General features: G+C 36.7%; 14 protein-coding genes. 9 read left to right on the forward strand and 5 right to left on the reverse strand.

What is annotated here, in order from left to right; translation table 11 throughout:
* The first annotated feature begins 300 nt into the window (after positions 1 to 300).
* The 3 genes from ABD909_RS03690 to carA all read left to right on the forward strand — a co-directional run bounded on the left by ABD909_RS03690 (position 301) and on the right by carA (position 3741).
* Positions 301 to 552, forward strand: a complete 252-nt coding sequence (locus tag ABD909_RS03690; RefSeq protein WP_345096613.1) for a GlsB/YeaQ/YmgE family stress response membrane protein — start codon at positions 301 to 303, stop codon at positions 550 to 552.
* Between the two features lie 749 nt (positions 553 to 1301).
* Positions 1302 to 1817, forward strand: coding sequence for a chorismate lyase (ubiC, locus tag ABD909_RS03695; protein WP_345096614.1), 516 nt, complete (start codon positions 1302 to 1304; stop codon positions 1815 to 1817).
* Between the two features lie 727 nt (positions 1818 to 2544).
* Positions 2545 to 3741 carry a glutamine-hydrolyzing carbamoyl-phosphate synthase small subunit gene (gene carA, locus ABD909_RS03700; RefSeq protein WP_345096615.1) on the forward strand — a complete coding sequence of 399 codons (1197 nt, stop codon included), beginning with the start codon at positions 2545 to 2547 and terminating at the stop codon, positions 3739 to 3741.
* Between the two features lie 202 nt (positions 3742 to 3943).
* Here the strand turns inward: carA and ABD909_RS03705 are convergent, their stop codons facing one another.
* Positions 3944 to 5164, reverse strand: a complete 1221-nt coding sequence (locus ABD909_RS03705) for an MFS transporter (RefSeq protein ID WP_345096715.1) — start codon at positions 5162 to 5164, stop codon at positions 3944 to 3946.
* A gap of 630 nt (positions 5165 to 5794) precedes the next feature.
* On the opposite strand from ABD909_RS03705, the gene ABD909_RS03710 reads away from it, so the two are divergent.
* The 4 genes from ABD909_RS03710 to ABD909_RS03725 all read left to right on the forward strand — a co-directional run bounded on the left by ABD909_RS03710 (position 5795) and on the right by ABD909_RS03725 (position 13127).
* On the forward strand, positions 5795 to 6634 hold the full coding sequence (locus ABD909_RS03710; RefSeq protein ID WP_345096616.1) for a DUF1460 domain-containing protein: 840 nt from the start codon (positions 5795 to 5797) through the stop codon (positions 6632 to 6634).
* A gap of 481 nt (positions 6635 to 7115) precedes the next feature.
* A complete protein-coding gene (gene carB, locus ABD909_RS03715) occupies positions 7116 to 10616 on the forward strand; it encodes a carbamoyl-phosphate synthase large subunit (protein WP_345096617.1) in 3501 nt (1166 codons plus the stop codon).
* Positions 10617 to 11221: 605 nt separating this feature from the next.
* Entirely contained in the window at positions 11222 to 11431 is a 210-nt protein-coding gene (locus ABD909_RS03720; protein ID WP_345096618.1) for a cold-shock protein, read from the forward strand.
* 493 nt (positions 11432 to 11924) lie between these two features.
* The gene (locus ABD909_RS03725; RefSeq protein ID WP_345096619.1) at positions 11925 to 13127 is read left to right on the forward strand and encodes a pyridoxal phosphate-dependent aminotransferase; all 1203 of its coding nucleotides are present in this window, start codon (positions 11925 to 11927) and stop codon (positions 13125 to 13127) included.
* A gap of 622 nt (positions 13128 to 13749) precedes the next feature.
* Here ABD909_RS03725 and ABD909_RS03730 read toward each other — a convergent pair.
* Complete coding sequence (locus ABD909_RS03730; RefSeq protein WP_345096620.1) at positions 13750 to 14655, reverse strand: LysR family transcriptional regulator; 906 nt, start codon at positions 14653 to 14655, stop codon at positions 13750 to 13752.
* A 36-nt stretch (positions 14656 to 14691) separates the two neighbouring features.
* Positions 14692 to 15645 (reverse strand): thioredoxin-disulfide reductase, encoded by a 954-nt coding sequence (gene trxB / locus ABD909_RS03735; RefSeq protein WP_345096621.1) that lies wholly within the window; start codon positions 15643 to 15645, stop codon positions 14692 to 14694.
* A 311-nt stretch (positions 15646 to 15956) separates the two neighbouring features.
* On the opposite strand from trxB, the gene ABD909_RS03740 reads away from it, so the two are divergent.
* Positions 15957 to 17351 (forward strand): TrkH family potassium uptake protein, encoded by a 1395-nt coding sequence (locus ABD909_RS03740; protein ID WP_345096622.1) that lies wholly within the window; start codon positions 15957 to 15959, stop codon positions 17349 to 17351.
* A gap of 490 nt (positions 17352 to 17841) precedes the next feature.
* Here the strand turns inward: ABD909_RS03740 and ABD909_RS03745 are convergent, their stop codons facing one another.
* On the reverse strand, positions 17842 to 18900 hold the full coding sequence (locus ABD909_RS03745) for a glycosyltransferase family 4 protein (protein WP_345096623.1): 1059 nt from the start codon (positions 18898 to 18900) through the stop codon (positions 17842 to 17844).
* 6 nt (positions 18901 to 18906) lie between these two features.
* A complete protein-coding gene (gene greA, locus ABD909_RS03750) occupies positions 18907 to 19380 on the reverse strand; it encodes a transcription elongation factor GreA (RefSeq protein ID WP_006590195.1) in 474 nt (157 codons plus the stop codon).
* A gap of 332 nt (positions 19381 to 19712) precedes the next feature.
* Between greA and ABD909_RS03755 the strand changes: the two genes are divergently transcribed.
* The gene (locus tag ABD909_RS03755; RefSeq protein WP_345096624.1) at positions 19713 to 20033 is read left to right on the forward strand and encodes an SH3 domain-containing protein; all 321 of its coding nucleotides are present in this window, start codon (positions 19713 to 19715) and stop codon (positions 20031 to 20033) included.
* Positions 20034 to 20141 lie beyond the last annotated feature (108 nt).

The raw sequence follows: 20141 nt of genomic DNA on the forward strand, positions 1-20141 counted from the left end.
TATAAGAAATAAATTAATAAATGAACTTTTCATGCACAAAAAATACTTTTATAAATACTATTATTTACATAAAACAATTGCTAAATCCAGTACTTTTGGGTTTTATAAAGAAAATTATATCATTTGTTACTTTAGAGGTATAACATTGCACATATGAAATATTCACATGAGTTAAAAAACAGCAAAGGAAAACTATAGCAAAGTTTCCACCAGTAATATTCTTATCCTTGAGGAAAAAGTACACCTTGACCTTTACAAAGCTTACCCTAGTTAAAAATAACAATGGCAAAGGAGAATAGAATGGAAGACGCAAGTATCGGCTGGATTGCAGCTATTATTATCGGCGGCCTTGCAGGATGGGCCGCACAATATTTTATGAAAAGCCAAACGGGAGTTTTTCTAAACATTATTTTAGGAATTATTGGGGCCGCATTAGCCAGTTTTCTTTTTAGCCTTTTAGGCGTAAGTTTTGCTGGTTGGTTTGGCTATCTTGTTTCAGGTTTTATAGGTGCCTGTATACTTATATGGATAGGACGAAAAATCCGCTCATAAAACATAGAGCACTTCTTGAAGCTCTATGAAACAATCGAAATGTTTCCGCAATAACTTTAACAGTTACAGCGTGGGGGGAATGATGGTTAGATGCTTTAAGCTGAAATCTTTTTGCATCACCATCATAATATAATTAAATGAGAAACAGCAAAAACCCAACTCACCGCAGTGGTCAATATGCTAAAGCCTATTTATAACACCAAAAAACGACATTATTCTCGTATAATATTGGCACGGTTTCTTTACAATTCACATCTAAAATATCACAGTTTTTAATAACTGGCTGCACTAGTATTTTACCAACACATTCTGTTAAGAAAACACAGCAATGTGAACTCATCTGCATATTATGACATAAATAATAATGATATTACAAAACTCTCTCGTGTAGAGCTAAAATTCCTATATATTTTATAAATAAAACCATTTTATTAAAAAATTCAAATAGCCATCCTGAATTTTGACAATAATAACAAGAGTTTTCTCTAATCTAATATTCACAAAAATAAAAAAATTCTTACAAATATGATATTTTTACTTTTCGCAATTTTATGAATGAAAGATATTAAATTTCCATCTATAATATGTTTTCATCATAGCTTTTTAAATAATCTCCCATTCTGTTTTCTCACCAACATCTTCCCATTTAAAATCTTGCTGCCTTGGTATTTCCGCATTATAATGAAAAATATTTGTTTTTATCTTCTTAGATGGCATACAAAATACGATTTTAGATGTGGAGTGAAATAATGTCTAATCTTAGAGATTCTATCATGCCGCCTCTAAAATGGACCTTTGATCAAGCCTTTCCTATCCCAGAAAACATCCGTGATTGGCTCATGGAATCGGGATCAATGACGCTTCGATTAAAAAAACATTGTGCACATATACATGTTGAACCACAACGTGAATGTTTTATTACGCGAGATAACTTGCAAGATGAAGCAGAGCATCTCCCTGAAAGCCCACGTTACTGGTTGCGAGAAGTCATCCTGATGGGAGACAAGCAACCTTGGCTTCTGGGACGCACTGTAATCCCACAAGAAACCCTCCTTGAACAAAACCAAGTACTGATGCATTTAGGCACAACCCCATTAGGACATTACCTCTTTAACAGTGGCAAATTAACCCGCGATTACATCCACATTGGCCAACAAGGTGCGTTATGGGCACGCCGTTCCCGTTTGCGATTAGCAGACAAACCATTATTACTTACTGAGCTGTTTTTAACAGCTTCACCACTTTATATAACAAATTCTGTATAAATGGAGATTTTTACACTCTCTTATTATACTCAACTTATTGTTTTAAATAACTTTCTCAAATTAAGAAGTAAAAGATATGCATCTGTTTACTTCAAAATATTTCTTCAATCATGCCATAACTTTATCGATATCACGCAATCTACCAGCCATTGTTTATTGCAAAGCTTTACAAATCACCTCTGTACTTCCTCTTTCATAAAGCAAAATACGATAAAAATGCAGATATGATTTCCATTTTTTCTTTACTCATTCTTACGAGACAAGATTCTTGATAAATACATGCTTCATACAATTGAATCATTTCAATAAAAACCAGACTATAATCGAATGGTGATAAATTCCTAGAAAGCCTCTATCAGAACGAAAAATATTGCAATCTCTCACCACAGCATACAGGAAACCATGAAAGAAAAATCCACACTATCCTATGCCTCCAAAGTATTGTGGAAACCCCATTAATCTGAAATTTGATGACACAACCTAAATTGAGTCAATTTTGTTCAAACAAAAAAGTGGCATCTCGCCAATCTTTACATGTCTTCGAGCTCATAACAAAAATAATCAACATGCATATCTTAGAAAATCTTAAAACAGGACTTTACCTCTTCACACAATCTACTTATACTTCCTACTTCAAGCAAAACATTATAGAAACAACATACGCAACATCTGTTATGGTTTTGCTTTATACTGTTTAGAGAATAAATTGTGGGCGCGGACGCATACTATGACACAAACTATCCCATCTCTTGATCCTTGGAGTGTAAGCAAACCTACAGCTCTCTTAGTATTAGCTGATGGAACAATTATTGAAGGTAAAGGAGCAGGTGCGGAAGGTATTGCTGAAGCGGAAATATGTTTCAATACCGCTATAACAGGTTATGAAGAAATCCTCACCGATCCATCATATAGCCAACAAATCATTAATTTTACATTTCCTCATATAGGAAATGTAGGTACCAATAGCGAAGATATTGAAGATCTTACCCCCCTTAACTGTCATGGTGCAGTGGGTGCTATTTTTAAGGCAGATATTACTCATCCCTCTAACTACCGTGCCAATGAAAACTTTAATAAATGGCTTAAAACGCGTAAAATTATTGCACTTTGTGGTATTGATACACGTGCTCTTACTATTCTTATTCGTGAAAAAGGTGCACAAAATGCTGTCATCGCCCACAACGCGCAGGGCGATTTCGATATTCCTTCTTTGAGAAAACGTGCACAAAAATGGTCTGGTCTTGTTAATCTCGACCTGACAAAAGAAGTGACCTCTCAGTCATCAAGGCAATGGAATGAAAAGCCATGGATATGGAATAAAGGATATAGTACAAATACTGTTCACAATTTTCATATCATTGCAATTGATTATGGTATTAAGCGCAATATTCTTCGCCTTATGGCGACACAAAATGCACGCATTACTGTTGTGCCAGCACACACCAATACAGAAGAAATTCTCGCAATGAAACCTGATGGTATTTTTCTTTCTAATGGGCCAGGCGATCCAGCTGCTACAGCGCAATACGCTCTTCCAACGATTAAAACATTGATTGAACGTAATTTACCGCTTTTTGGTATATGTCTGGGTCATCAACTCTTGGCACTCGCAGTTGGCGCAAAAACCATCAAAATGCACCAAGGACATCATGGTGCCAATCATCCAGTTAAAGATCTTAACACTGGAAAAGTTGAAATTGTCTCAATGAACCATGGTTTTGCCGTAGACGCAAAATCTCTACCACAACATGTGCAAGAAACACATATTTCCCTTTTTGATGGTTCAAATTGTGGTATTCGAATCATTGGAAAACCTATTTTTTCTGTTCAATATCACCCGGAAGCTTCCCCAGGCCCTCAAGATAGTCACTATCTCTTTCGCCACTTCTGCGATCTTATTATGGACTATAAAAAAATAGCTTAATGAAAATGGATTTTTCCTCAAATTATATTCTTTTGCTGCGCAAAACAGCTAATCTTCTACTATAACAAAAAGCAATCACACCTCTATAAAACCGCTTTTCTGAAACACAAAAAAGAGTAGAAGCTGCTGAAAATTTATAAAGCTTGTTTACTTAAGAGTATCGTCTTAGCAAAATATTTCTACCAACCAGAATCTCAAACGCTTAACGTATCCGTGAAGCAAAAATGATCATCGCAATGACAAGAATACAAAAGCCGCCCACAAAAGGAGCACCCGCAAAATAAAACACCGGCTTCGCATGTGTAAACCACTCAAAGAGAAACGTATAAAAAATTGAGCCAAATATCAAACTCAATGAAGCAACAGAAACCATTGCGCCCTGCAATTCACCCTGTACATTTTCCGGCACCTGTTTTGCAACAATAGCACGCATAGGTGCATGAATAAGATATTCAAACATCGTACATGCAAAAACCACATAAACCATCCATCCTTGCGTTGCAAATGTATAACCAAGCATAGCAACCGATGCAAAGAGAAACCCTAGCATAGCAATACGCCAATTGCTCCATCGCTGAGAAAAATAAGGCAAAACAAGGGCAACTACTATAATCTGACCTATACCGAAAACACTATAAGACACACCGATAGAAAAAGAACTCCAATTATAGCGTTCTTTAGCAATAAAAGCCCAAATACTTAACCATACAGCTTCTGCAAACCAATAAAGAAAAAAGACCAGCAACATCCAGAGAACTGTTGGATATTGCTTCAATTGCAAAAGTGCTCCTAAAGGATTGGCACGCTTAATATCAAAAGAGCGTCTTTTCCGCATAGGAAGCGTTTCTGGGAGCATCATCCATGCAAAAATAAAATTAATAACTGAAAAACCAACAGCAAAATAAAATGGAACACGAGGACCAAATTGGCCTAAAAAACCGCCGAGTAACGAACCTAAAATAAATCCCAATCCAGAGGCAATTCCCAACAAACCAAAATTGCGTGTACGCGTCTTATCATCAGATATATCAGCAAGATAAGCTGCACAGGTTTCAAAACTAATACCAATCGCTCCTGATAAAAGGCGCCCGATAAACAACATAGAATAATTCCACGCTATAGCGCATATGAAATGATCAAAAGCAAAACACATAATAGAAATAAGTAAAATCGGACGGCGGCCATAGCGATCAGAAAGATTACCAATAACAGAAGCAAACAAAAATTGCATTGCTGAATAAGCTATAAGCAATCTCCCTCTTTCTACAGACGATGCACTTATGTTTTTTCCGGTCAACTGAGCAAAATATTCAGGCAAAACAGGGCTAACAATTGCGATAGCAATAATATCCAACAACAAAATAATGAAAATAAGAATGAGCTCACCCTGAACACACTTTGGATTAAACTTGTGATTTCGCATAGCACTCACACCGCTTCTCCGTTATCTTCTAGATCTCCGCTATTTCTGAAGCCATTGCATATCATCAATCATTTTCATAGAAAATGATTATTCTCATAGAATAAATTAAGAAAAGACCACATACTTTTCTTATATCAGATCTCTTAATGTAATGACATAAAAATTATTTTTTGCATCGTGCAAATCAACTATAAATAAAATCTTCAATTAAAGAGAGAACACTTTCAGCACTTAGAAATATTATGATACATTGATTACTCCTTCCAATCTCACCCTTTCAAAGAGAACAGTTTAAAAACAAGTGATCATGTATAATAACGAAAATCTTTTAAAGTAGCCTCTTAGCACTTTTCTTCCCCCATATGCAGATACTACAAGATTAAAGTATGTGACATTCAAACACTCTTCCATCTCAAAAAATTAGAAATTTTATAAAAAACAGTTTTATTTTACGAAACTAGAGAATATTCATATCATATATAATTTATAGCGCCTTAAAAACCATATCGATCTATGCTATGATATAGAATATGCTTATCATGGTTTTAAAAACAACAAGCTTAGCATTAAAAATACTACTTTCCATAAAGGGTAGCCTGATAAACTGCTAATTTTAAAATGGTGCATAAAATGCAAAAAATATTCCAATTAATTTTAATCTCAGCATTAACCACAGGATGTAATGCTCAAAATTCTGATAAAAACAAAGAGATTCCAAAAAACAAAATAGAGCTACAACAAACAACTAAAGTAGACTTAGACTCATACACTTTAAATAAATTGAACATTCTTCTTGAAAAACGCTCAAAAGCTCATCACTATGAAAGAGGAGAAATGATTGACTTGCTTTCTAAAGCTTTTTTAGAAACACCTTACCAAGCAAACATGTTACATGGCTCAGAAAATACAGTAGAAAAACTGATCATTGACTTTAGAGGTTTAGATTGTTTCACTTATCTAGATTATGTTGAAGCATTATCAAAATCAACATCACAAACGGAATTCATTAAAAACGTTATACGAACGCGCTATGTTGATGGTAACGTGAGTTTTTTTAATCGGAAGCATTTTTTTACTGACTGGGCTTATAGAGAATATAAACTCACCACTGACATCACCGCCCAAATAAGCCCTAACGCAGTAAGCACTGAAAAATATCTCAATGAAAAAACTGATGGCAGAAACTATCTTCCTGGACTACCGGTTATTAAACGCAAGATAACCTATATTCCAAGACGCTTTATTAATGAAGAGGTTATAAGTCATTTAAAAACTGGTGATTTCATTGGTATTTATACCGAACTGGCTGGGCTAGATGTGTCTCATGTAGGTTTCTTTATCATGACAGAAAATGGTCCAATGTTTCGGAATGCTTCCTCACAAAAAGAAAATAAAAAAGTTATAGATTCTCCTTTTATGGATTATGTTGCAAAAACACCAGGAATTATTGTTTTAAGAGCTCTTCCATAACCTATAGAGGAAACAAAAATATTCTCCATATTATTCATCTGAAATTATTAAGAATTAAAAATCGTATAATTTATATAGATATACTATATCTGTTTATTTTTACTAAAAAACAAATAAATTCATTCCACAATAAAATAATACATTAATTATTATATAAAAACATAAAATTAAAATATTTATTAAACATTTAAAAGGGTTATATTCATAATTTTATATAAATTAATATTTTATATTTATTAAGAATATTTTTATATTCTATTTTGCTACAGAGTATTATTATTATAAGTAAATAATACTTTTAATATTCAGCTAAAATTTCTCTATTCAAAAAAAATATTTAGCTTCAATTTGATGAAAAAAAACAGGGAAAAAGCATTTTAGTGCTTACTTTCTTTGTCAGTTAACCTATAAAATTATTTCAACCTCAAAGTTTAACTCTGTCTGCCGTAGTCGTGTACAGTTATTTGACGTAGGGAAAGCCATGCCAAAACGCACAGATATAAAATCTATTCTTATCATTGGAGCAGGACCGATTGTTATTGGTCAGGCATGCGAATTTGACTATTCAGGCACACAAGCTTGTAAGGCCTTAAAGGAAGAAGGTTATCGCATTATTTTGGTAAACTCTAATCCTGCCACCATTATGACAGATCCAGATTTAGCTGATGCGACTTATATTGAGCCTATTACTCCTGAAATTGTTGCACAAATTATCGCTCGTGAACGGCCGGATGCTCTTTTGCCAACTATGGGAGGACAAACAGCCCTTAATACCGCTTTATCATTAAAGCGTATGGGTATCTTAGACCGCTATCATGTTGAAATGATAGGTGCAAACGCGGATGCAATTGATAAGGCTGAAGATCGTGCTTTATTTCGCAAAGCGATGGCAAACATCGGTTTAGAAACTCCGCGTTCTATGTTAGCCAATGCTACAGAACTTAAAGAAGAAAATCGCCAACTACATGCAAAAAAGCGCGAGGAACTTAAAGCAAAACTTTCTGGTGATGCACTTGACCAAGCACTGGAAAAGCTTGAGCATGATTGGCGACAAACAGAAAGCGATCGTAAACAGCATTATATTGCCCATGCAACTGCAAAAGCCGTTCAAGCTCTTGATATTATTGGTCTTCCAGCGATTATTCGTCCTTCCTTCACCCTTGGTGGTACTGGCGGTGGTATCGCGTATAATCGTTCTGAATTTTATGAAATCATTGAACGAGGACTTGAAGCTTCACCGACAACAGAAGTTTTGATTGAAGAAAGTGTTTTAGGATGGAAAGAATATGAAATGGAAGTTGTACGTGATAAAAACGACAACTGTATCATTGTTTGTTCCATTGAAAACCTTGATCCTATGGGCATTCATACCGGTGATTCGATTACCGTAGCTCCTGCTCTCACCTTAACAGATAAAGAATACCAATCTATGCGCAATGCTTCCATTGCTGTTCTGCGTGAAATTGGTGTTGAAACGGGTGGCTCTAATGTACAATTTGCTGTTAATCCTGACAATGGCCGCCTTATTGTTATTGAAATGAATCCGCGTGTTTCGCGCTCTTCAGCGCTTGCCTCAAAAGCTACAGGATTTCCAATTGCCAAAATAGCGGCAAAACTAGCAGTTGGTTATACGCTTGACGAATTAAAAAATGACATCACGGGCGGTGCAACACCAGCATCATTTGAACCTTCTATTGATTATATTGTTACCAAGATTCCTCGTTTTGCTTTTGAAAAATTTCCTGGGTCATCATCTGTCTTAACAACTGCAATGAAATCTGTAGGAGAAGTTATGGCAATCGGGCGCACTTTTCAGGAATCGCTGCAAAAAGCCCTCCGTGGACTTGAAACGGGACTTACCGGTTTTGATGAAATTGCTATCCCGGAACATGCGGAAGGTGATGAAAAAAGCTCTATACGCTCCGCCATTGCAATACCAAGCCCTGATCGTTTGCGCTACATTGCCCAAGCAATGCGTTCTGGTTTACCTTTAAATGAAATTCACCAAATTAGCAAAATTGATCCATGGTTTTTAGAGCAAATAGCCTCCATTATTGAAATAGAACAGCGTATCCGCACCTATGGTTTGCCCCAAGACTCAGACAATCTGCGCATGTTAAAAGCAATGGGCTTTTCGGATACGCGTTTAGCCACCCTAACGGGGCAAGAAGTCGATGATATTGCTGCTCTGCGCAAATCGCTTAATATTCAGCATGTTTTCAAACGGATTGACACTTGTGCAGCTGAATTTTCTTCACCTACAGCCTATATGTATTCGACATACGAAGTTCCCTTTGCAGGTATAGAACACTCAGAAGCACAAGTTTCTGAACGCAAAAAAGTTGTTATTTTAGGCGGGGGCCCCAATCGTATTGGACAGGGTATTGAATTTGATTATTGTTGCTGCCATGCTGCCTTTGCGCTTCGTGATGCAGGACTTGAAGCTATTATGATTAATTGCAATCCTGAAACTGTCTCAACAGATTATGATACCTCTGATCGTCTTTATTTTGAACCTTTAACAACAGAAGATGTTATTGCTATTTTAGAAACAGAACAGAAAAAAGGTGAATTGGTTGGGGTGATCGTCCAATTTGGTGGACAAACACCACTCAAATTGGCAAGTGCATTAGAAAAACACAATATCCCTATCTTAGGCACTTCACCTGACGCCATCGATTTAGCAGAAGATAGAGACCGCTTTCAAAAATTATTATTCAAACTCAACTTAACACAGCCGCAAAATGGTATTGCCCATTCAATCGAACAAGCCCGCCTTATCATTCATGAACTAGGTTTTCCATTGATTGTGCGCCCTTCTTATGTTTTAGGAGGTCGTGCTATGCAAATTATCCGTGATGAACGCAGTTTACAAAATTATTTGCTTGAGAGTGTGACTGAACTAATTCCAGAAGACATCAAGGCCCGTTATCCCAATGATAAAACACAACAAATCAATAGATTTCTTGATAAGAATCCATTGTTATTTGATACTTATCTCACCGAAGCTATTGAAGTTGATGTTGATTGTCTATGCGATGGAGAAGAAACACTTGTGGTTGGTATTATGGAGCATATTGAAGAAGCCGGTATCCATTCGGGGGATTCAGCGTGTTCTCTACCAGTGCATACGCTCTCAAATAAAATAGTTGTCGAATTAGAGCGTCAAACCAAAGCATTAGCCCAAGCACTTCATGTTCGTGGATTAATGAATGTACAATATGCCATTAAAGATGAGACGATTTATGTATTAGAGGTTAATCCCCGTGCTTCACGCACTGTTCCATTCGTTGCCAAAACAATTGGGCTGCCTATTGCAAAGATAGCTGCACGTATTATGGCAGGAGAAACGCTTCAAAAATCGCTTCAAGCTTATGGTGGCTTCCCTTCTTCGCAGCAGCAAAAACAACATATCGCTGTTAAAGAAGCTGTTTTTCCTTTTGCCCGTTTTTCAGGTGTAGATACGCTTCTTGGTCCAGAAATGCGCTCAACCGGTGAAGTTATGGGGCTTGATTATGAATTTGCTCTTGCTTTTGCTAAAGCCCAACTTGGTGCTGGTGTTGAACTCCCAAAGGAAGGAACTTTGTTCGTTTCTGTAAGAGATGAAGACAAAAACCGTATCTTGAATCCCGTAAAACTTTTAACACAACTTGGTTTTTTTGTTCTCGCCACAAGTGGAACACAAAAATTTCTTGCTGAACATAATATTGAAGCAAAAAAAATTAACAAAGTTCTAGAAGGGCATCCTCATATTGAAGATGCCATTCGTAATCGACAAATTCAATTGATTTTCAATACAACCAGTACCCCCAGTGCCATCTCAGACTCCAAATCACTACGCCATGCCGCACTCATGCAAAAAGTTCCCTATTATACAACAATCGCTGGAGCACAAGCTGTCGTGGAAGCGATCAAGGCACTCAAAAATAACTGCCTTGAAGTACGCTCACTACAAAGTTATTTTACTATGATGAAAACATAACTAACATAGTGTTTATAATAATTCATTGTTTTGCAACCTAAATAAACAACCTTAATATTATAGGTTTTTTTCATTGCATATCTGTGTCTGTTGAATAAACTAAAATTACTTGCTTACACATCACAAGCGTAACAAGCGTGTAGATCATAACTCTTAAAGAAAAAAAATTAAAACAATTCTCATAAAACGTCTCAAAGACCCAGAGTTGTCGCGATCTTAAAAACTGGTAAAGAGTGTGATGGTGCCGCCGGCTTGCCTCTTTCATAAATGTAAAGATAGTGATATGGCTTTTCCGTTACACTATTCACAAGCACCATCTTAAAATAAGTTTGGATGCTTTAAGAGTTATCTCTTTAAAACACACCGATGAATATCCCCTTTATATTTTCACAATCTTTTATTTGTATAAAATACTGATTGAGACTTGCTTTTTGTTCTAAAGACTTTTATACTATACTCTATCGAATTTTCGGTTATGTGACTTTCTTTCCTGTGCATTCTGCACTCTCAGTGAAACTTCTCCCACCTAATTTCGATCTAAAACCGTACTGAAGGTTTTTATGGCTTCAGTACATAATATAATTATATCTTCTAAGGAGTTTCCTATGTCTACAGGAACAGTTAAGTGGTTTAATACAACAAAAGGTTTTGGCTTTATTCAGCCTAGTGACGGAAGTGCAGATGTATTCGTACATATTTCCGCCGTTGAACGTTCTGGTTTAAGCAATCTTAATGAAGGGCAGAAAGTCTCTTATGATGTTCTTCAAGATCGTCGTTCTGGAAAATTTGCTGCTGAAAACCTTGCAGCGCTTTAATTTTCACAATTTTGCTACATTTCGATAAAAAAATTCGCCTCTATAGGCGAGTTTTTTATCAAAGCAGATATAATCAATTTTTACAAAAAAGCACTAACTTACTACTTTGTGTAATAATCTAAGAGATCGCTTAAAACTTTTCACAATCACCGCGCACTATTTTTTTCTGTAAAATCTCAAAGAACAGTACAGATTATGAATTTGCAACGAATTTTTTTAAGCTCTGTGTACCTAGCACCTTAACCCAACAAAGAATTGAAAATATATTTTAGAAATTTCATAAAAGAACAATTTTTTGAATCGCGATTAAAATATATCTGGACTATTGTTTTTATTGAAGAAACACTATTTCCCTCTTCGAGTCGTATTTGAACTTAAATCTTATTTAACTATACAGAGCCTAACAATTTTCCTGCAATTTTTTATTGCATAGAACATAATCTCTTATAGAATACTTTTAAATGTTTGCTTATATCATATAAGGATTGAAATTATGGCTTTTATTGCCGAGCGGCTTTCTCATATCAAACCTTCTGCAACAATTGCAGCTTCCCAAAAAGCACGTAATTTAAAAGCTCTAGGCCGTAATGTCATTGCGTTAAGTGCTGGAGAGCCGGATTTTGATACACCCGACAATATTAAAAATGCTGCCATTGAAGCTCTTCGCCGCGGAGAAACAAAATACACTCCCATATCTGGTATTCCAGAATTGCGTCAAGCAATTGCAGAAAAGTTTAAAAGAGAAAACAATCTTACCTATCAACCAGAGCAAATTATTGTTGGCACCGGTGGCAAACAAATCCTTTTTAATGCATTAATGGCAACTTTAAATAAAGGAGATGAAGTTATCATTCCATCTCCTTATTGGGTCAGTTATCCAGAAATGGTTACCCTCAACGATGGCGTCCCTGTTTTCGTAGAAACAAAATTAGAGTTTTCTTATAAGCTTCAACCGCAAGAACTAGAAGCTGTCATTACCCCTAAAACAAAATGGTTCATCTTTAACTCTCCTTCCAATCCCTCAGGTGCTGCTTATACGCGTGACGAATTAAAAAAGCTAACAGATGTTTTAGTGAAATATCCTCATGTTTATATCCTTACCGATGATATCTATGAACATCTAACATATGAAAATTTTGCCTTTGTCACTCCAGCAGAAGTCGAGCCAAAACTTTATGACCGTACACTTACAATGAACGGTGTATCTAAAGCTTATGCCATGACAGGGTGGAGAATTGGTTATGCAGGAGGACCAAAAGAATTGATTAAAGCCATGGATACCATCCAAGGTCAACAAACATCTGGTACAAGCTCTATCTCTCAATGGGCAGCTGTCGAAGCGCTCAATGGTCCACAAGATTTTATCGCTCGAAATAAAACTATTTTTCAAACACGCCGTGATCTTGTCGTTTCCATGTTAAATCAAGCTCCTGGCATTAACTGCCCAACACCAGAAGGCGCTTTCTATGTTTATCCTTCCTGTGCAAAGCTGATTGGGAAAAAGACACCTGAAGGTAAAGTGATCTCTAATGATGAAGACTTTGTAATGGCGCTTTTGGAAACAGAATCAATTGCCGTCGTTCATGGCTCTGCCTTTGGACTTGGACCAGCTTTTCGCATTTCCTACGCAACATCAGAAAAACGACTTGAAGAAGCTTGTGTGCGTATTCAACGCTTTTGTCATAGTTTGCGTTAAAATGCTATATTTACAATTTTATTATGATCCGTTTATCTGAGAGTCTTTTGATGATTAGATTATCGCACAAATCAAAGAAGATTCTACAGAAAATATCGAAGGATAAACTGTATAGCAACCTATGCTGGGAATAGAACCCAAAACATCAAATATCTGATTCAAGCAATAAAATAGCAATAATTTTAAAAATGACACTTCCCTGGAACAAGTCTCTATGGACCTATAGTTGAAATAGTGATCAACTATAGGTCCACAAAACAACCCTTTTTGATTCTGAAATACTTATGGTGATGTAAATATCCTTCAAAGCTTTTTATCTTACACTAAAGGAGCTAAAAACGTTAAGGATCTACAAAGACTTTAATTTTTTTTATTATCTTTCAAGACATTTGCATTTTGAGAGACAATATAAAAAAAAGCCGGACAAATGTCCGGCAAATCTAGAAAATCTACAGAGATAAAATCAATCTAACAGATCTTCGTAAGGGAACACTCAAGAAAATGCAATGGGAGGCAACATAATCAAGAGATAACTTTCTATCTCATTTTATGAGAAAAAGCACAATAAAGACTTATGCGTATCTGCTATGCATTAAACACATAGCTCTTCAATGTCCTTTTATTAAAAAGACCATTGGCGCGCTTTTAAAAAAATATAATCTCGAAAAGCATTCAGCTTTGCCAAATTCTTTAAAGCATAAGGATAACAAAAAAAGGTATCAAAAGAAGGAATATCAACCATATCGGGGAAAAGACGCACAAAGCGCTCATCATTATTCACAATATAGTCAGGCAGCACAGCAATACCAAGATCACGCATAAGTGCATTCTTAATTGAAATAATATTATTGATTCGCAAGACTGAAGTACGTAGTGAACCATCACTTCTACCAGCTTTTTCTAACCAATTTAGGCCAGACAAATAATGCGGAACAGGTTCACCAAATGAAATAATACGGTGAGCGTCAAGTTCAGACAATTTTTCTGGTTTTCCATAATTTGCAATATAGTTTTCCGAAGCATAAACATGCATATGAATTGTAAAGAGTTTTCTTTGTATAAGGTCAGGCTGTTGAGGCTGATGAAGGCGTACAGCACAATCTGCACGACACATTGTCAAATCAAGTTCTTCATCAGAAAGCAAAAGCTGAACCCGCATATCGGGATAAAGGCTTAAAAATTCTGGCATACGCTCTGCAATCCACCCAGCCCCCATTCCGAAAGTTGAAGTAATACGCAAATGCCCCGTTGGTTTTTTACAACCTTCACTCAACTGCGAACGCACATTTTCGAGCTTCATTAAAACATCATGCGTTGTGCGATAAAGAATTTCACCTTGCTCTGTTAAAATTAAACCACGCGCATGACGCTGAAAGAGAGACACACCAACTTCTTGTTCTAAAGCTGAAACCTGTCGTGAAATTGCTGATTGGGATAAATGAAGCTTTTGTGCTGCATGTGTAAAAGACCCTGCTTCTGCCGCAGCATGAAAAATCCTTAATTTATCCCAATCTAACGGCAATGGCACAATCTTACCTCTGATTTTTTTACTTTTTGATAAACTTTACGCTTGCAGCTCTAAAAAATGTTCTGCTTCTAAAGCGGCCATACATCCCCTTCCCGCGGCGGTTATAGCTTGACGAAATGTATCATCGGTCACATCACCTGCAGCAAAAACACCATCAATACTTGTTGCCGTTGAATCTGGCTGTGTCCACAAATAACCACCTCGTTTTTGTTTCAATTGCCCTACAAATAAAGAAACAGCAGGGTCATGCCCAATAGCAATAAATATCCCTTCCGCATTCACCTTAATCTCTTGACCCGTCTTAGTATTTTTAAGACGTGCACCTGTTACAATAGCGCCCTTTGAATCTTGCGCTGGCAAACCAACAATTTCTTCTACCACATGATCCCAAAAAACACGCACATTATCACGGGCAAGCAATCTATCTTGCAAAATTTTCTCTGCCCGAAAATAATCCCGTCTATGAACCACACTGACACTCTTGGCCAAATGCGATAAATAAAGAGCCTCTTCAACGGCTGTATTTCCTCCTCCCACCACAATGACATCCTTCCCACGATAAAAAAAGCCATCACATGTAGCACAAGCAGAAACACCTCCTCCCATAAAAGTTTGTTCACTTTCCAAACCAAGCCAACGTGCCTGCGCCCCCGTTGCAATAATGAGAGCATCACAACAATATTGCGCCCCAGAATCTCCATATAAAACAAAAGGATACTTCAATAAATCAGCTTTTATAATAGTATCATAGATAATTCTTGTACCCATATTTTCAGCTTGTTTTGCCATTTGTTCCATTAACCATGGCCCTTGAATAGGATCAGCAAAACCTGGATAGTTTTCAACATCAGTCGTAATTGTCAACTGTCCCCCTTGTTGTACACCAGTAACCATAACTGGCTTTAGCATTGCTCTTGCCGCATAGATCGCCGCTGTATAACCAGCTGGACCTGAGCCAATAATAAGCAGGCGAATACGCGATTCTAGCATAAAGTCCCCTTCTTTTTCTTACTGAACTATTCTATAAATCATAACAAAATGCAGACTTTAAAAAATATTTTTCAACAGTCTAAATTATGGTGTATATGTACCTCTTTTCAAGTTTAATGAAAAGGTTCCATTGTCAATTCACCAAAGCACACTTAATATAAAGGCTGATCTTTATCGTATAAACAAAAAAACGTAAACTCTTAAAATTAAGCACAAAATCGTAACAAAAAGAAATCAAAAGATAGGAAACGGCCATTTTTCAATTTATTATCAATGTCTGTGCACGTTTTGCGTTAATCATGGGAGGAGCAATGCTTCTGCCAATGTTGGTTGATTTACACGACCACAACCATCATTGGATAATTTTTCTCCACTCCTGTGCCATAACCACCGTGTTAGCAACGCTGATACTTTTAGCAACCAAGGGAGCGACCTGTCGTTTTTCAGCACGGCTTGGTTTCATGCTCACTGTTTGTCTTTGGCTAACAGGCAGCATTGTTGGTGCCCTTCCCCTTTATCTTTCTCCTCTTCCAATTTCTCTTGCAGGAGCAATCTTTGAATCGGTCTCTGGAATTACAACCACAGGCTCTACAGTACTTAACGGTCTAGATAATTTATCGCGAAGTATTTTGTTATGGCGCTCTCTCATATGTTGGATTGGAGGCATTGGTTTTATTGGTTTAGCGCTCTTACTTTTGCCTTCTTTGCGTGTAGGTGGCGTGCAACTTTTTCATATGGAATCATCAGATAAATCTGAAAAAATATTGCCCCGTATTAACCAGATTGCCAACGGCATTATTATAGCTTATGTTGGATTAACATTGGCTTGCATGCTTTCTTATTTTGCTTCGGGTATGAGTTTATTTGATGCCATTAACCACGCAATGAGCACTATCGCAACAGCTGGCTTTTCAACCCATGACGCTTCTTTTGGCTATTTTTCTGATAAACCAGCCATCTTCATTATTTCAACAATTTTTATGTTGCTCTCTGCACTGCCCTTCGTGCTTTACGTTAAATTAGTACTTCCTGGACACTCCAAACGCTTTATTGATTCACAAATCATTGTTTTTCTCTATATTGTCTTTCTTTTCAGCTTTGCTCTAGCAGCATGGCTTAAATTTCATGACCATCGTGCTTTCCATCTTATTTTTCTTGATGTCATTTTTCACCTTACATCTATTATTAGCACCACCGGTTATAGTGCCGAAGATTACCAACTTTGGGGTCCCTTTGCACTTGGCATTTTTTTCATTGTTTCATTTACAGGTGGATGTGCTGGTTCTACCTCTGGTGGAATAAAAATCAATCGTCTCATTATCCTTTGGCGTATTACACAAACAAATATAGAAAAACTTCTTTTTCCTAATGTCATTGTAAAAGCGCGCTATGATCATACAAACATCTCGAGCGATGTTGCAAAAGCAGTTTTATTTTTTGTATGTCTTTACATATTTTGTCTTCTCATTGGTACTGCACTTTTGCTCACAACCGGACTTGACTTTACTTCTGCCTTCACCGGCGTCTTAACCGCCCTTTCTAATATCGGTCCAGGTTTTGGAAACATTATCGGCCCCGTTGGAAATTTCTCTACAATCAATGATAATGCTTTATGGATTTTGAGTTTTCTGATGCTGGCTGGACGTCTTGAAATTATAACGATATTCGTACTTTTTATTCCTGCTTTTTGGCGTGAACAATTTTAATGACAGTATTTATTTGACAATGACCAAAAATTTAAAAGATAAACAATGTATGTTATAAACCCAATCTTAATTTCATTGCTTAAAAAATCTTTAAAGAGCCTCACACACATCCTTATACAAGCAATATAAAACTAATGAAGAGAATTTAAAAACTTTTCTCAAAACATGAGACCTTTAAAATATGAATTCTTAACTTTTACGCGAGTAAGCAAAGGCTTTCAAAACATATTAAAATCTTATGTGCTTCTTTACTGAAAAGATAATGATACCGCATCATATAGAGCTTCTTACCAATGCTTTCCGATTGCAAACAAGCACAGATAATTTCTAGTAGAAATGTTTTTCACTGCAGTGCAGCTGATATAAATTTTATTATGGTAAAATACATTGGAACTCTCATCCTCAAGGCAATACAATCTGCCTCATTATGAGAAAAAAACTTTTGAGAATGATATATTTTTTCTACTTTTCAAAAAAAATTCCGATATGTTTAAGATATTTTTTCCGCAAACATTTCCTCATAAATACTCCCAATTGCAGCAGCTTCCTTCTCCAAAGGGAAATGGGCACGAACATGCGCTAAAGCTTTTTCTCCCTCTGTTCTTGTTTTTTCTAAATCAGCTAAATAAGGTTCAATTGCTGCTGTTAAAGCCTCACCATCTCCTGCTTTAACAACCGTTCCTGTTCCCTCCACCACCAATTCTTTATAAGCTCCTGCATCACTCGCAACAACAGCTGTTTGTGATGCCATTGCTTCCAAAGGCGTCAAACCAAAACCTTCAGTACGTGAAGGTGCAACATAAAGCGATAAGCGACGATACCACAAAGGTGTATTGTGCAGCTCACCAAGAAAAATAATGCGATCCTCTAAGCATACTTCAGCAATCCTTTGACGTAATTTTCTTTCAAAATTATAATATTGTTCTGTCGTTCGGCCAGCAATAAGGGCTGTCCACTCAGGATAGCGTGGCAACAATGCTATCATTGCCTCCACAAACAAATCAGTACCCTTTGAGGAGCGCACACGTCCAAAACACCCCACCGCATATTTTCCTGGCAATCCAGAAGAAGAAAAACCATCTTCAAGAGTTTTTGGTGGTGAAAAACGTCTAATATCCACACCATGCATAATAACTTCATGGGGTACTTCTAGATAAGAACCCGTCTTTATACTGGTAGCAATCACCCTATCCATACGTTGGATCAACCATTTGGTAAAAGACTTATGATGACGTTGAGAAGCAGATGTAAAGATGAGTTTAAGTTTCATATGTAAAACATCGCGCAAAAAGATGCCACAAAGCATCTCAATATTGCGCCGTGCATGCCAAATACGAAACTGCTTACCTATCGGGCTTTTCCAAAGCCCGAAAAGATCCTTAAATCCAAGATCTGGCAAATTCTCTGGAAGCCCAAACCCTAAAGTAGATATATGTACCCCTTGTTCTCGCTGCAATGGAACGAGCTGAATGACTGTAGATGTCACTCCGGACAAACGCTTTTTAAAGTGAGGAGCTATAATCTCTGTTTCTTGCAAAGACACGCGCATAACAATTTAGATGTATTGAACCTTAATAATTTCGTAATTATGCGCCCCCCCTGGTGCATTTACTTCAATGACATCGCCTTCTTGCTTGCCAATGAGAGCACGCGCAATAGGTGAAGAAATAGAGATTTTACCAGTCTTTACATCAGCTTCTTGATCACCAACGATCTGATAAACCTTCTTCTCTTCAGTATCCTCATCTAAAAGCTTAATGGTGGCACCAAACTTGATTTTGTCGCCTGAAAGACGGGAGACATTAATTACTTCTGCCCGTGCAATATAATCCTCAAGCTCATTTATACGCCCCTCATTATGACTTTGTGCCTCTTTCGCAGCGTGATACTCAGCATTTTCTGACAAATCACCATGCGCACGCGCCTCAGAAATTGCTTCAATAATCCGTGGACGTTCCTGTTGTTGACGCCAACGTAGCTCTTCTTTAAGACTCTCAAAACCAGCTGTAGTCATCGGAACTTTTTCCATAATCCGTCCCTTTCTGTTACACGGAAGGTTCAATAAAATATAAAAAACGGCTTCCAAAATAACTTTTGGAATCCGAAAACCACAATTGTTTTTATTATATAGTACAGCGGCCTTGTTTTCCATATAAAAATAAAAAAGAAAACAAAACATTCACCGATTATCTTTTAAATTATCTGATATTTTAGCGCACACAAAGGCCACACTTCTCCTCTGCCATTCTGCAGTCAAAGAAGAAAAATTGTATTTCTTTCTATTTTATCATAACTTAGAAAAAGGAAGTTTGTATGATAGAGAGAAAAAAGTGAAATCTCTAAAGGAATCCTCTGCAAAAAATGAAAAAATTAATATTTTTTTTTGTGTTTATAGCTCTCTTTTTAGCCACAACAGTATCCGGAGCTGCAAATGCCTTTGTCACAAGAAACCTTAATTTGAGAACAGGACCAAGCACCAAGCATAAACTTCGTGGTTTAATCCCTACAGGAGAAACGGTATTTGTTCAAACCTGTAAAGGGAACTGGTGCCATATCAAATATAAAGCCAAAACAGGTTGGGTATCATCTCGTTATCTCTCATTTAAAGATGGTAATGCTCTTTATCATACATACACAGTATCTTCAGGAACAAATTACAACATATACAGTTATTCTCCATAACAATCATGATAAAGCTTATAACCAATTCCCTATGAAACATCATCATAGTGCAAAAGAAATATCGTACAGAGTTGTAAAATTGGGTATTTTCTTTAAAACTACGAACAC

The sequence above is a fragment of the Bartonella acomydis genome, from assembly GCF_039543025.1.
Lineage (GTDB): Bacteria > Pseudomonadota > Alphaproteobacteria > Rhizobiales > Rhizobiaceae > Bartonella > Bartonella acomydis.

What these genes read in the sequence shown, in the direction of transcription:
- ABD909_RS03690 (WP_345096613.1), top strand. Translation starts at nt 301, where the DNA reads ATGGAAGACGCAAGTATCGGCTGGATTGCAGCTATTATTATCGGCGGC.
- ubiC (WP_345096614.1), top strand. Translation starts at nt 1,302, where the DNA reads ATGTCTAATCTTAGAGATTCTATCATGCCGCCTCTAAAATGGACCTTT.
- carA (WP_345096615.1), top strand. Translation starts at nt 2,545, where the DNA reads ATGACACAAACTATCCCATCTCTTGATCCTTGGAGTGTAAGCAAACCT.
- ABD909_RS03705 (WP_345096715.1), bottom strand. Translation starts at nt 5,164, where the DNA reads ATGCGAAATCACAAGTTTAATCCAAAGTGTGTTCAGGGTGAGCTCATT.
- ABD909_RS03710 (WP_345096616.1), top strand. Translation starts at nt 5,795, where the DNA reads ATGCAAAAAATATTCCAATTAATTTTAATCTCAGCATTAACCACAGGA.
- carB (WP_345096617.1), top strand. Translation starts at nt 7,116, where the DNA reads ATGCCAAAACGCACAGATATAAAATCTATTCTTATCATTGGAGCAGGA.
- ABD909_RS03720 (WP_345096618.1), top strand. Translation starts at nt 11,222, where the DNA reads ATGTCTACAGGAACAGTTAAGTGGTTTAATACAACAAAAGGTTTTGGC.
- ABD909_RS03725 (WP_345096619.1), top strand. Translation starts at nt 11,925, where the DNA reads ATGGCTTTTATTGCCGAGCGGCTTTCTCATATCAAACCTTCTGCAACA.
- trxB (WP_345096621.1), bottom strand. Translation starts at nt 15,645, where the DNA reads ATGCTAGAATCGCGTATTCGCCTGCTTATTATTGGCTCAGGTCCAGCT.
- ABD909_RS03740 (WP_345096622.1), top strand. Translation starts at nt 15,957, where the DNA reads ATGCTTCTGCCAATGTTGGTTGATTTACACGACCACAACCATCATTGG.
- ABD909_RS03745 (WP_345096623.1), bottom strand. Translation starts at nt 18,900, where the DNA reads ATGCGCGTGTCTTTGCAAGAAACAGAGATTATAGCTCCTCACTTTAAA.
- greA (WP_006590195.1), bottom strand. Translation starts at nt 19,380, where the DNA reads ATGGAAAAAGTTCCGATGACTACAGCTGGTTTTGAGAGTCTTAAAGAA.
- ABD909_RS03755 (WP_345096624.1), top strand. Translation starts at nt 19,713, where the DNA reads ATGAAAAAATTAATATTTTTTTTTGTGTTTATAGCTCTCTTTTTAGCC.